The 12,123-nt window shown below is 61.6% G+C and carries 12 protein-coding genes; 11 read left to right on the forward strand and 1 reads right to left on the reverse strand.

Annotation, left to right across the window (positions count from 1 at the left end; genetic code table 11):
* Positions 1-34 precede the first annotated feature (34 nt).
* Complete coding sequence (orn, locus tag ACSQ17_RS13480) at positions 35-577, forward strand: oligoribonuclease (protein ID WP_090249695.1); 543 nt, start codon at positions 35-37, stop codon at positions 575-577.
* 55 nt (positions 578-632) lie between these two features.
* Here the strand turns inward: orn and queG are convergent, their stop codons facing one another.
* Positions 633-1,694 carry a tRNA epoxyqueuosine(34) reductase QueG gene (gene queG, locus ACSQ17_RS13485; protein WP_436069222.1) on the reverse strand — a complete coding sequence of 354 codons (1,062 nt, stop codon included), beginning with the start codon at positions 1,692-1,694 and terminating at the stop codon, positions 633-635.
* Positions 1,695-1,754: 60 nt separating this feature from the next.
* On the opposite strand from queG, the gene ACSQ17_RS13490 reads away from it, so the two are divergent.
* The 10 genes from ACSQ17_RS13490 (at position 1,755) to ACSQ17_RS13535 (ending at position 12,118) form a co-directional block, all read left to right on the forward strand.
* Positions 1,755-3,254 carry an NAD(P)H-hydrate dehydratase gene (locus ACSQ17_RS13490; RefSeq protein WP_436069223.1) on the forward strand — a complete coding sequence of 500 codons (1,500 nt, stop codon included), beginning with the start codon at positions 1,755-1,757 and terminating at the stop codon, positions 3,252-3,254.
* Positions 3,242-3,709 (forward strand): tRNA (adenosine(37)-N6)-threonylcarbamoyltransferase complex ATPase subunit type 1 TsaE, encoded by a 468-nt coding sequence (gene tsaE / locus ACSQ17_RS13495; RefSeq protein ID WP_436069224.1) that lies wholly within the window; start codon positions 3,242-3,244, stop codon positions 3,707-3,709. The genes ACSQ17_RS13490 and tsaE overlap by 13 nt, the downstream gene beginning before the upstream one ends.
* Positions 3,710-3,728: 19 nt before the next feature.
* Positions 3,729-5,147: an N-acetylmuramoyl-L-alanine amidase gene (locus ACSQ17_RS13500; protein WP_436069225.1), complete on the forward strand. Its 1,419-nt coding sequence runs from the start codon at positions 3,729-3,731 to the stop codon at positions 5,145-5,147.
* A complete protein-coding gene (mutL, locus tag ACSQ17_RS13505; protein WP_436069226.1) occupies positions 5,144-7,021 on the forward strand; it encodes a DNA mismatch repair endonuclease MutL in 1,878 nt (625 codons plus the stop codon). The genes ACSQ17_RS13500 and mutL overlap by 4 nt, the downstream gene beginning before the upstream one ends.
* Before the next feature lie 28 nt (positions 7,022-7,049).
* On the forward strand, positions 7,050-8,027 hold the full coding sequence (gene miaA, locus ACSQ17_RS13510) for a tRNA (adenosine(37)-N6)-dimethylallyltransferase MiaA (RefSeq protein WP_436069227.1): 978 nt from the start codon (positions 7,050-7,052) through the stop codon (positions 8,025-8,027).
* Between the two features lie 102 nt (positions 8,028-8,129).
* Entirely contained in the window at positions 8,130-8,390 is a 261-nt protein-coding gene (gene hfq / locus ACSQ17_RS13515; RefSeq protein WP_090249679.1) for an RNA chaperone Hfq, read from the forward strand.
* Between the two features lie 14 nt (positions 8,391-8,404).
* Positions 8,405-9,706, forward strand: coding sequence for a ribosome rescue GTPase HflX (gene hflX, locus ACSQ17_RS13520; RefSeq protein WP_233683552.1), 1,302 nt, complete (start codon positions 8,405-8,407; stop codon positions 9,704-9,706).
* 96 nt (positions 9,707-9,802) lie between these two features.
* Positions 9,803-10,963, forward strand: a complete 1,161-nt coding sequence (gene hflK, locus ACSQ17_RS13525) for an FtsH protease activity modulator HflK (RefSeq protein WP_436069228.1) — start codon at positions 9,803-9,805, stop codon at positions 10,961-10,963.
* Positions 10,963-11,832, forward strand: coding sequence for a protease modulator HflC (gene hflC, locus ACSQ17_RS13530; RefSeq protein ID WP_275960555.1), 870 nt, complete (start codon positions 10,963-10,965; stop codon positions 11,830-11,832). The genes hflK and hflC overlap by 1 nt, the downstream gene beginning before the upstream one ends.
* A 100-nt stretch (positions 11,833-11,932) precedes the next feature.
* The gene (locus ACSQ17_RS13535; RefSeq protein ID WP_436070477.1) at positions 11,933-12,118 is read left to right on the forward strand and encodes a DUF2065 domain-containing protein; all 186 of its coding nucleotides are present in this window, start codon (positions 11,933-11,935) and stop codon (positions 12,116-12,118) included.
* The last annotated feature ends 5 nt before the right edge of the window (positions 12,119-12,123 follow it).

The following is a 12,123-nucleotide window of genomic DNA, read 5'->3' on the forward strand; positions in this document are numbered from 1 at the left end:
TGTTAAACTGTCGGCCTTAGTTGAGGAGCCGCGCATGCAGAACGCCAATAACCTGATCTGGATCGACCTGGAAATGACCGGTCTGGAGCCCGAAACAGACGTCATCATCGAGATGGCCACCATCGTTACCGACAGCGACCTGAACATCCTCGCCGAAGGCCCGGTAATTGCCGTGCACCAGAGTGATGAGCTGCTGGCCGGTATGGATGAGTGGAATACCCGCACTCACGGGCAGAGCGGCCTGACCCAGCGCGTACGCGAAAGCACCATCGGCCCGGCCGAAGCGGAAGCCATGACCATCGCTTTCCTTGAGCAGTGGGTGCCGAAGGGCAAGTCGCCGATCTGCGGCAACAGCATCGGTCAGGACCGGCGCTTCCTTTACAAGTACATGCAGAACCTGGAAGCCTACTTCCACTACCGCTATCTGGATGTCTCGACCCTGAAAATCCTCGCCGGCCTATGGGCGCCGCAGGTCAAGGAGTCGTTCCAGAAGCAGGGTACACACCAGGCACTGGACGATATCCGTGAGTCCATCGCTGAGTTGAAACACTACCGACAGCACTTCCTTAAAGTCTGATGCATAAAAAAGCCCGCTAATGCGGGCTTTTTTATATGCGTTCAGATGTATTCGGCTACAGGCCGTGACGCGCCAGCGCCCATTCGACGTGCTCGCGGATCAGCTCCGATGGATGCTCCCGGCGCGCCTTTAGGGCTTCCAGCACCGGGATGCTTGAGGGCGCGTTGCCCAGGCCCACGGCCAGGTTGCGTAGCCAGCGTTCGTAGCCGGCGCGGCGTAGCGGTGAGCCCTCGGTGCGGTTAAGAAATTCTTCCTCGCTCCAGCAAAACAGCTCGGCCAGCTCGGCATTGTCCAGGCTATGGCGCGGTTGGAAGTCGCCCTGTTCGGTGGGTTTGGCAAAGCGGTTCCATGGGCAGACCATCTGGCAGTCATCGCAGCCAAACACTCGGTTGCCGATGGGGGCGCGCAGATCAACGGGGATCGCACCCTTGAGCTCGATGGTCAGGTAGGAGATGCAGCGCCGCGCGTCCAGCACATAGGGCCCGACAAAGGCGGCGGTCGGGCAGATGTCCATGCAGGCTGTGCAGCGCCCGCAGTGCTCCGTGGCATGCGGCTCATCCACGGGCAGTGGCAGATCGACAAACAGCTCGCCGAGGAAGAAGTAGCTGCCGGCCTTGCGGTTGAGCACCAGGGTGTTCTTGCCGATCCAGCCGAGCCCGGCCTGTTCGGCGATAGCCTTCTCCAGCACAGGCGCACTGTCGACAAAGGCGCGGTAGCCGAATGGGCCGGTCTGCTGCTGGATGCGCTCGGCCAGTTGCTGCAAACGCTTGCGGATCAGCTTGTGGTAATCGCGGCCCAGCGCATAGCGCGACACATAGGCCTTCTCCGGTTGGGCGAGGCGCTGCGCCATTTGCGTGTCGCCGGGCAGGTAGTCCATACGCAGTGACACCACACGCAGGGTGCCGGGCACCAGCTCGTCCGGGTGGGAGCGTTTGCTGCCGTGGGCGGCCATGTAGTCCATCTCACCCTGATAGCCGGCATCCAGCCAGCGTTGCAGGTGTGCTTCGTGCTCGCCCAGTTGCACATCGGCAATCCCGACCTGCTGAAAGCCCAGCTCACGGCCCCAGTCTTTGATCGACTGGGCGAGGGCGGCAAGGTCAAGGGTGTCAGTCTTCATATGAGGGCGGGTAACCGGAGCGCAGGTGGGTATAATTCTGCCAGACATCGGAGCCGACGCATGCTGCAATCGCCTGACAATCTTCCTCTGCCGCTTTACAGCGCTGCCCAGGTGCGCGAGCTGGATGCGCGGCTGATCGCTGCTGGCACGCCGGGTTTCGAGTTGATGAGTCGCGCCGCGCATGCCATTTGGCGGGCTCTGCGCCGCAATTGGCCGGATGCGGGCGTGCTGACGGTGCTGGCTGGGCGCGGCAATAATGCGGGTGACGGCTACCTCGTGGCCGCCTTGGCGCTGCGGGCGGGCTGGCGGGTACAGGTGCTGGCAGTCGGCGATGTTGCGCAGTTGCAGGGCGATGCCGCCCTGGCCCGCGATCAGGCGTTGGCTGCCGGGGTGGCAGTGCAGCCCTGGAGCGAATACGCCGAGTTGCAGGGCGTGGTGCTCGATGCCCTGCTTGGCACAGGCTTGCAGGGCGCCGTGCGTGAACCCTATGCCCAGGCCATCCGCCTGCTCAATGCCAGCGGTCTGCCGGTGCTGGCGGTGGATGTTCCGTCCGGGCTTTGCGCCGATACCGGCCAGGTGCTGGGCGTTGCCGTGCGTGCACAGCGGACGGTCACCCTGATTGGCCTCAAGCTGGGCCTGTTCACCGGACAGTCGGCGGATTATCGCGGTGAGTTGCAGTTTGACGATCTCCAGGCCGATGCGACGCTGGTTGCTGCTCAAGCATTTACGGCCCAGCGCCTGGCGCAAGACCGCTTGCCGCAGTTGCTGGCGCGTTCGCACGGTGTGCACAAGGGGCAGTTGGGTCATGTGCTGGTGGTGGGCGGGGATCGTGGTTTTGCCGGGGCCGGCCTGTTGGCGGCGCAAAGCGCGCTGCGCGCGGGTGCCGGTCTGGTCAGTCTTGCCACGCGCAGTGAGCATTTGTCTGCGGCGCAGGCGCGCTTGCCTGAGGTGATGGCGGCTGGCGTGGCCTCGGCCAATCAGTTGCTGAGCCTGGGGGCGAATGCCAGTGTCTGGGTCGTTGGGCCGGGGTTAGGTCAGGGCGCCTGGGGGCGTAGCCTACTGTCGGCTGCGGCAGTCAGTTCGCAAGCACAGGTCTGGGATGCCGATGCGTTGAATCTGCTGGCTCAGGGACTGGTCCAGCTACCGACGGGTACCGTGTTGACGCCGCACCCTGGTGAAGCCGCGCGCTTGTTGGGTGTCAGTACGGCCGAGGTGCAGGCTGATCGTCCGGCGGCCGCACGCGCTCTGGCCCGGCGTTATCAAACAGTGTGTGTGCTGAAAGGTGCGGGCAGCCTGATTGCTGCGCCGGATGGCGGCCTGTGGCTGTGTGAGCGTGGCCATCCCGCCATGGCCGGTGCTGGTTTGGGTGATGTGCTGGCCGGCTTTCTCGGTGCGTTGCTGGCGCAAGGTTTGGCTGCGCTGCCAGCGGCGCAGCTGGCGGTCTATCTGCATGCCGTGGCCGGTGAGCGTCTGGCGCAGCAGGGCCGTGGTCTGGCGGCCAGTGATTTGTGTGCGGTTATTCGTGAATTGTTGCAGGAGCAGTCTGCGTGTCTGAGTTAGAACTGTTTGCCGCTGATGAAGAGGCGATGCTGGCGCTGGGGGCGCGTATTGCCGCAGTGACCGGCGGGGTTGGGGTGATCTATCTGCATGGTGACCTCGGCGCCGGTAAAACCACCCTGTCGCGCGGCATCATCCGTGGGTTGGGGCATGTCGGGGCGGTAAAAAGTCCGACCTTTACCCTGGTGGAGCCCTATGAGCTGGGCGCGGTACGGGCCTTTCACTTCGACCTGTACCGCTTGGTCGATCCCGAGGAGCTGGAGTTTCTTGGTATTCGTGATTATTTCGAGGGCGATGCCCTGTGTCTGGTCGAATGGCCGCAACGCGGTGCAGGCGTTTTGCCAAAGGCAGACATGGACATTACCATTAGCCCGCAAGGAGCCGGCCGGGCGCTGCATTTGCAGGCGCAAGGCGAGCGCGGCAACACCTGGTGCGCCACCTTGGCCGTCGGGGCATGAATTAATAATGGGGTTGGCTATGCGCATAGGCGCGCGTTTCATCGCAATTGGAGTGGCATTGGTCGCCTTGGCCGCCGATGTGTTGGCCGCTTCGGATGTGCGCAGTGTCCGCTTGTGGCGCGCGCCGGATAACACGCGCCTGGTGTTTGATCTGTCCGGCCCGGTACAACACAGCGTGTTCCTGTTGTCGGCGCCCAATCGCATCGTGATTGATGTCAGTGGGGCCAAACTGGCCACCAATTTCGATCAGTTGACCCTGAGCAACACCCCGATCACTGGCGTGCGCTCGGCGCAACGCACTCCGGATGACCTGCGCGTGGTCATCGACCTGTCAGCAGCGGTCACACCGAAGAGCTTTACCCTGGCGCCCAATCAGCAATACGGCCATCGCCTGGTGGTTGACCTGTTCGATCAGGAAAGCGGGGCCGTACCTAGCCTGCCCGCCACAACCGTGACCACGGCTCCCCAAGTGCCGGTTACGCCGACCCAGGCTCCGCCGAAGCTGACGCCAGTGCCCAACGGCAAGCGCGATATCGTGATTGCCATCGACGCCGGCCACGGCGGTGAAGACCCGGGCGCACTGTCGCCGGTCAAAGGCCAGTATGAAAAGCACGTGACCCTGGCGATTTCCAAGGAACTGCAACGGCAGATCAATGCCGAGAAGGGCTTCCGTGCCGAGTTGGTGCGCACAGGTGACTACTTTATCCCGCTGCGCAAGCGCACCGAGATTGCCCGCAAGAAGGGTGCCGATCTGTTTGTCTCCATCCATGCCGATGCTGCGCCGCGCGCTGCTGCATTCGGTGCGTCGGTGTACGCCCTGTCAGATCGCGGTGCCACCTCGGAGACCGCACGCTGGCTGGCGGATGCGGAAAACCAGTCGGACCTGATCGGCGGTGCCGGCAATGTCAGCCTGGACGACAAGGACAAGATGCTCGCCGGGGTATTGCTTGATCTGTCGATGACAGCTTCGCTGTCGTCCAGCCTGAACGTCGGCAACAAGGTGCTTGGTCATATGGGGCGCGTCACCCCGCTGCATAAACGGCGGGTGGAACAGGCTGGTTTTATGGTGCTGAAGTCCCCGGATATTCCGTCGATCCTCGTTGAAACTGGGTTTATCTCCAACCCTAATGAGGCCCGCAAGCTGTCCAGTGCCAGCCATCAGCAAGCGCTGGCTCGCTCGATCGTTACGGGGGTGCGGCAGTTCTTCCACGAGAACCCGCCGCCTGGCACTCACGTGGCCTGGCTGCGTGACAATGGCAAAATCGCCCTCGGTCCGCGCGAGCATGTGGTCAGCTCCGGCGAAAGCCTGGCACTGATTGCCCAGCGTTATCAGGTCAGCCTGGGCGCCCTGCGCAATGCCAATGCGCTGAAAAATGATGTGATCAAGGTCGGTCAGCGCCTGCAGATTCCCGCCACTGCTCTGGCTGCGCAGCCATGAGTGAAGCCGCACGTATCCAGCTGCTCAGCCCGCGGCTGGCAAACCAGATTGCTGCCGGTGAAGTGGTCGAGCGACCCGCCTCGGTGATCAAGGAACTGTTGGAAAACAGCCTGGACTCCGGGGCCAGCCGCATCGAAGTGGATGTCGAGCAGGGCGGCGTCAAGCTGCTCAAGGTCCGTGACAACGGCAGTGGCATTTCCTCGGACGACCTACCGCTGGCATTGGCACGTCACGCCACCAGCAAGATTCGTGAGCTGGAAGACCTGGAGCAGGTCATGAGCCTGGGCTTTCGCGGTGAGGCGCTGGCGTCGATCAGTTCCGTCGCGCGCCTGACGTTGACCTCACGCACCGAAGGTGCCGAGCAGGCCTGGCAGGTAGAAACCGAAGGCCGCGATATGCAGCCGCGCGTGCAACCTGCAGCGCATCCGGTGGGCACCTCGGTAGAAGTGCGCGACCTGTTCTTCAACACCCCGGCGCGGCGCAAGTTTCTCAAGACCGAAAAAACCGAATTCGATCACCTGCAAGAAGTGATCAAGCGCCTGGCGCTGGCGCGTTTTGATGTGGCCTTCCATCTACGTCACAACGGCAAGACGGTGCTCGGTCTGCATGAGGCGCCAGATGAGCAGAGCCGTGCGCGACGCGTGGCATCGGTATGTGGCCCGGCGTTTCTGGAGCAGGCGCTGCCCATCGATATCGAGCGCAATGGCCTGCATCTGTGGGGCTGGGTTGGTTTGCCGACCTTCTCGCGCAGTCAGGCGGACCTGCAGTATTTCTATGTGAATGGCCGCATGGTGCGCGACAAGCTAGTTGCCCACGCGGTGCGCCAGGCCTACCGCGATGTACTGTTCAACGGCCGTCATCCGACCTTTGTGCTGTTTCTGGAAATCGACCCGTCGGTGGTTGACGTCAACGTGCACCCGACCAAACACGAAGTGCGCTTCCGTGATGGCCGCATGGTGCACGATTTCCTCTACGGCACGTTGCACCGTGCTCTTGGTAAAGTGCGCCCGGAGGATCAGCTCGCGGCTCCGGCGGCGGTGACTGAGATGGTGCGACCTACGGGGCAGGCAGCTGGCGAGTTTGGCCCACAGGGCGAGATCGGTCTGGCGGCCAGCCTGCTGGAGCCTGCGCCCAATGCATCCGTCTGGCGCTCGCCAGGTGCCGGCTATCAGGGCTATCGCCCGGAAACTCCGCTGCCGGCCGCCGAGGCTCAAGGCGCTTATCGTGAGTATTTCACTCCGCTGGCCAATACGCCGACGCCAGCGGTTCTGCCGGATGCGCAGGGCGACATTCCGCCTCTGGGTTACGCGATTGCTCAGCTCAAGGGCATCTATATCCTCGCCGAAAACGTGCAAGGCCTGGTCGTGGTGGACATGCACGCGGCCCATGAGCGCATCACCTATGAGCGGCTAAAGGTGGCCATGGCCAGTGAAGGGTTGCGTGGCCAGCCACTGCTGGTGCCGGAGTCGATTGCCGTAAGCCAGCGTGAAGCGGATTGCGCCGAAGAGCATGCCGAGTGGTTCCAGCGGCTGGGTTTCGAGTTACAGCGCCTGGGCCCGGAAACGCTGGCAATTCGGCAGATTCCGGCATTGCTCAAGCAAGCTGAGGCCACTCGTCTGGTGCAGGACGTGCTGGCGGACCTGCTGGAATACGGCACCACTGACCGTATTCAGGCGCATCTCAATGAGTTGCTCGGCACCATGGCTTGCCACGGGGCGGTGCGCGCCAATCGGCGGCTGACCTTGCCGGAGATGAACGCCTTGTTGCGCGACATGGAACACACCGAGCGAAGTGGTCAGTGCAACCATGGGCGTCCGACCTGGACGCAAATGGGCATGGATGACCTGGACAAGCTGTTCCTGCGCGGCCGTTAAGTCACCGCGCCACTAGGAGAATTTGAGCATGTCCGAGCGCTTGCCTCCGGCGATCTTCCTGATGGGGCCGACTGCAGCCGGTAAGACCGATCTGGCCATTGAGCTGGCGCGGGTATTGCCATGTGAGTTGATCAGCGTGGATTCGGCGCTGATCTACCGTGATATGGATATCGGCACCGCCAAGCCGGACAAAGCCACGCTGGCTGAGTTTCCACATCAATTGATTGATATCCGCGATCCGGCTGAGAGCTATTCGGCGGCCGAGTTCCGGGTTGATGCCCTGGCGGCCATGGCGGATATCACTGCGCGTGGCCGTATTCCGCTGCTGGTGGGCGGTACCATGTTGTATTTCAAGGCGTTGCTGGATGGTCTGGCCGAGATGCCGAGTGCCGATGCGTCGTTGCGCGCGCAGCTGGAGGCGCGTGCCCAGGCCGAAGGTTGGGCGGTGCTGCATGCCGAGTTGCGTGCGGTCGACCCTGAGTCGGCGGCACGTATCCACCCCAATGACCCGCAGCGCCTGATTCGCGCCCTTGAGGTCTATCACGTCAGCGGCGAAAGCATGACTGTTCACCGCCAGCGCCAGGCTGCAGAAAATACTGTGGACGGCACATCGGCGGCGCGTCAATTCCCCTATACTGTGGCGCAGTTGGCCATTGCCCCGGCGCAACGCCAGCTGCTGCACGAGCGAATCGCTTTGCGATTTCAGTTGATGCTGGAACAGGGGTTGGTTGCTGAGGTCGAACGCCTGCGTCAGCGAAGTGACTTGCACGTCGGTCTGCCGTCTATACGAGCGGTGGGGTATCGCCAGGTCTGGGATTATCTGGACGGCAACCTCGACGCTGCACAGATGCAGGAGCGTGGCATTATCGCTACGCGGCAGCTGGCCAAGCGGCAGTTCACCTGGTTGCGTGGTTGGCAGCAGGATGTGCATTGGCTCGATAGTGCGGCTTGCGACAATCTGCCGCGTGCCTTGAAATGCCTGGCAGCGGTCTCCATATTGACCTGAGACCTTGCCGTTGGCCGTCTACTCTTGGGGGTAGGACGGCTTTAAGCCGTTCGTTGGTTTACTAAAAATTATTGAAAATTGATCCTTAAAGGAGTGCGGCACATGTCAAAAGGGCATTCGCTACAAGACCCTTACCTGAATACCCTGCGTAAGGAACGCGTCCCGGTTTCCATCTATCTGGTCAACGGCATCAAGCTGCAGGGCCAGATCGAATCCTTCGACCAGTTCGTGATTTTGCTGAAAAACACTGTCAGCCAGATGGTCTACAAACACGCCATTTCCACTGTGGTGCCGAGCCGTCCGGTACGTCTGCCGAGCGCAAGCGAAACCGAGCAAGCTGAAGCTGAGCCTGGTAACGCCTGATTTAGGAGGCTGCATTGTTCTTCGAGCGCCATGAAGGTGGAGAGCGGGCCATTCTGGTTCATCTGGACGGCCAAAATTCCGAGGTGCGCGAAGATCCGCAAGAGTTTCAGGAACTGGCGCTTTCAGCCGGTGCCGAAACTGTTGCGTTTTTCAGCATTCCGAGCAATCGGCTGACCGCCAAGTACCTGATCGGCAGCGGCAAAGTTGAAGAACTGCGTGATCAGGTCAAGGCCGCTGAGGCCGACCTGGTTATCTTCAATCATGTGCTCACGCCCAGTCAGGAACGTAACCTTGAACGCGCTTTCGAGTGTCGGGTGCTGGATCGTACCGGCCTGATTCTCGATATCTTCGCCCAGCGCGCGCGTACCCATGAAGGCAAGTTGCAGGTCGAGCTGGCGCAGCTCGATCACATGAGCACGCGCCTGGTGCGCGGCTGGACTCACCTTGAGCGACAAAAGGGCGGGATCGGCCTGCGTGGGCCAGGTGAAACCCAGCTGGAAACTGACCGCCGCCTGTTGCGCGTGCGGATTCGCCAGATCAAACAGAAGCTCGAGAAGGTGCGCAGCCAGCGTGAGCAGGCGCGGCGTGGTCGCCAGCGTGCGGACATTCCGTCGGTGTCGTTGGTGGGTTACACCAACGCCGGCAAATCGACCCTGTTCAATGCCCTGACTACTTCCGACGTTTACGCGGCCGATCAGCTGTTCGCCACTCTTGATCCAACTTTACGCCGTCTGGAGCTGGATGACCTCGGGCCGATTGTGCTCGCCGATACCGTGGGCTTTATCCGTCATCTGCCGCACAAGCTGGTCGAGGCATTTCGCGCGACCCTTGAAGAGTCGAGCAACTCTGACTTGCTGCTGCACGTGATCGACTCCCACGAGCCTGAGCGTGATCAGCAGATCGAGCAGGTGCTGGCTGTGCTGGGCGAGATCGGTGCTCAGGAGCTGCCGATGCTTGAGGTGTACAACAAGCTCGACCTGCTTGAGGGGGTGGAGCCGCAGATTCAGCGTGATGCCGATGGCAAGCCGCAGCGGGTCTGGCTCTCGGCACGTGATGGGCGCGGTTTGCCGTTGTTGCGTCAGGCGATCGCGGAGCTGTTGGGTGACGACCTGTTTGTCGGTACATTGCAATTGCCGCAGCGCCTGGGGCGTATGCGTGCGCAGTTCTTTGCGCTGGGCGTGGTACAGAGCGAATCCTACAGCGAAGATGGCAGCAGTTTGCTGGCGGTGCGTCTGCCGCGCGTTGAGCTGAACCGCCTAGTGAGTCGCGAAGGGCTTGCGCCGCAGGAATTTATTGAGCAACACACTTTGCAATAAAGCCTGCGCCCGCGACTTTGCCGCGGGTTGCATGCATTCTGTAGCATTGGCGGGCGCGCCGTGGGCGCGTCTTTGCTTTATCAGATGGAGAGCGCTATGGCTTGGAATGAGCCGGGTGGCAACTCGAATAATCAGGACCCATGGGGCGGCCGTAAGAACGGTGATCGCAAGGGGCCACCTGATATCGATGAGGCCTTCCGCAAGCTACAGGAGAGCCTGAATGGGCTGTTCGGTGGCGGCAAAAAACGAGGCAGCGAGACTGGCTCAGGCAACGGTGGCGGTTTCGGCCTGCTGTTCGTGGGGTTGGGGCTGCTGGCTGCGGTCTGGCTGTACAGTGCTATCTATGTTGTCGACGAGCAGGAGCAGGCCGTGGTGCTGCGCTTCGGCAAGTACTACGAGACGGTCGGCCCGGGTCTGAACATCTACTTCCCGCCGATTGATCGCAAGTTTCAGGAAAACGTCACCCGCGAGCGTGCATACAGCAAGCAGGGGCAGATGTTGACCGAAGACGAGAACATCATCGAAGTGCCGCTGACGGTGCAGTACAAGATCAGCAGCCTGCAAGACTTCGTCCTCAATGTTGATCAGCCGGAAATCAGTCTGCAGCATGCCACCGACAGCGCCGTGCGCCACGTGGTGGGCTCCACCGAGATGGACCAGGTGCTGACCGAAGGTCGTGAGCTGATGGCCAGTGAGGTCAAGGATCGCTTGCAGCGCTTCCTCGACAACTATCGCACCGGTATCGCGGTTACCCAGGTCAACTTGCAGAGCGCTGCGGCGCCGCGTGAAGTGCAGGAAGCCTTCGATGACGTGATCCGTGCCCGTGAAGACGAGCAGCGCGAGAAGAACCAGGCGGAAACCTATGCCAACGGTGTGGTGCCGGAAGCGCGCGGTCAAGCGCAGCGCCTGATCGAAGACGCCAATGGTTACCGTGATGAGGTGGTTTCCCGCGCCCAGGGTGAGGCGGATCGTTTCACTGCGCTGGTTGCCGAGTACCGCAAGGCGCCGGAAGTGACACGCGAACGTCTGTATCTCGACACCATGCAGGAACTGATGACCAACACCAGCAAAGTGCTGGTAACCGGCGATAAAGGGCAGAACAACCTGCTTTACCTGCCGCTGGACAAGATGATCGACGGGCGTGCCTCGTCTGCGCCAAGCGCTATGTCCGGTGCGGCCGGTGCCGCTGATACCGGCAGTGCGCGCGTAACCATCGATCCGCGTCAGGTTGAGCTGCGTACAAGGGAGAGCCGTTGATGAGCAATAAATCGCTGATCGCCCTTATTGTTGGCGTGGTGCTGGCGCTGGTCGCCTGGAACAGTTTCTACATCGTGGCGCAGACTGAGCGTGCGGTGCTGTTGCAGTTCGGTCGTATCGTCCAGCCGGACGTGCAGCCGGGCCTGCATGTGAAGATTCCGTACGTCAACCAGGTGCGCAAGTTCGACGCTCGCCTGCTGACGCTGGACTCCACCAGCTCGCGCTTCCTGACCCTGGAAAAGAAAGCGTTGATGGTTGATGCGTTCGCCAAGTGGCGGGTGCTGGATGCCGAGCGTTACTACACCGCAACGTCTGGTATGAAGCAGATTGCCGACGAGCGCCTGGCGCGTCGTCTCGAAGCTTCGCTGCGTGACCAGTTCGGTAAGCGCACGCTGCATGAGTCGGTCTCCGGTGAGCGTGATGCGCTGATGGCCGACGTGACGGCTTCCCTGAACCGTGCGGCGCAGCGTGAGCTGGGTATTGAGGTGGTGGATGTGCGCGTCAAGGCCATCGATCTGCCGAAGGAAGTCAACCGCAGCGTGTTTGATCGCATGAGTTCCGAGCGTGAGCGCGAGGCTCGTGAGCACCGCGCCAAAGGTAAGGAGCTGGCCGAAGGTATTCGCGCCGATGCTGACCGTCAGCGTCGCGTGTTGCTGGCCGATGCCTACCGTCAGGCGGAAGAGCTGCGTGGTGAGGGTGATGCCCAGGCCGCGGCGATCTATTCCAAGGCTTATGGCATGGATCAGGAGTTCTATTCGTTCTATCGCAGCCTGAGGGCTTACCGCGAGAGCTTCGCGGACAAGCGTGATGTGCTGGTGCTGGATCCGAAGAGCGACTTCTTCCGCTACCTGGAGAAGTCCAAGCCTTAAGTCATCACCCCGGCGGGCAGCCGCCGGGGTGATCCTTGTGGAAAACGTGGTATCATGCGGCAGCCGGGAAAATCCCGGCTTTTTTGCGTCTGTGGGAAGCATGTGGCAGGAATTAGGCATCGCGTTGTGTCTCGTGTTGGTGCTGGAAGGCATCCTGCCCTTCCTGTGTCCGCGCCATTGGCGTGGCGCGCTTTTACAACTGACCCAGCTGTCTGATCGGCAGCTGCGTCTGATGGGGTTGGCCAGCATGCTGCTGGGAACAACCGTCCTTTATTGGCTTCACTGAAGGCT

It is taken from the genome of Pseudomonas sp. LjRoot71 (assembly GCF_964253255.1).
GTDB lineage: Bacteria > Pseudomonadota > Gammaproteobacteria > Pseudomonadales > Pseudomonadaceae > Aquipseudomonas.

What these genes read in the sequence shown, in the direction of transcription:
- mutL (WP_436069226.1), top strand. Translation starts at nt 5,144, where the DNA reads ATGAGTGAAGCCGCACGTATCCAGCTGCTCAGCCCGCGGCTGGCAAAC.
- ACSQ17_RS13500 (WP_436069225.1), top strand. Translation starts at nt 3,729, where the DNA reads ATGCGCATAGGCGCGCGTTTCATCGCAATTGGAGTGGCATTGGTCGCC.
- hflC (WP_275960555.1), top strand. Translation starts at nt 10,963, where the DNA reads ATGAGCAATAAATCGCTGATCGCCCTTATTGTTGGCGTGGTGCTGGCG.
- ACSQ17_RS13535 (WP_436070477.1), top strand. Translation starts at nt 11,933, where the DNA reads ATGTGGCAGGAATTAGGCATCGCGTTGTGTCTCGTGTTGGTGCTGGAA.
- orn (WP_090249695.1), top strand. Translation starts at nt 35, where the DNA reads ATGCAGAACGCCAATAACCTGATCTGGATCGACCTGGAAATGACCGGT.
- hflK (WP_436069228.1), top strand. Translation starts at nt 9,803, where the DNA reads ATGGCTTGGAATGAGCCGGGTGGCAACTCGAATAATCAGGACCCATGG.
- ACSQ17_RS13490 (WP_436069223.1), top strand. Translation starts at nt 1,755, where the DNA reads ATGCTGCAATCGCCTGACAATCTTCCTCTGCCGCTTTACAGCGCTGCC.
- miaA (WP_436069227.1), top strand. Translation starts at nt 7,050, where the DNA reads ATGTCCGAGCGCTTGCCTCCGGCGATCTTCCTGATGGGGCCGACTGCA.
- hfq (WP_090249679.1), top strand. Translation starts at nt 8,130, where the DNA reads ATGTCAAAAGGGCATTCGCTACAAGACCCTTACCTGAATACCCTGCGT.
- queG (WP_436069222.1), bottom strand. Translation starts at nt 1,694, where the DNA reads ATGAAGACTGACACCCTTGACCTTGCCGCCCTCGCCCAGTCGATCAAA.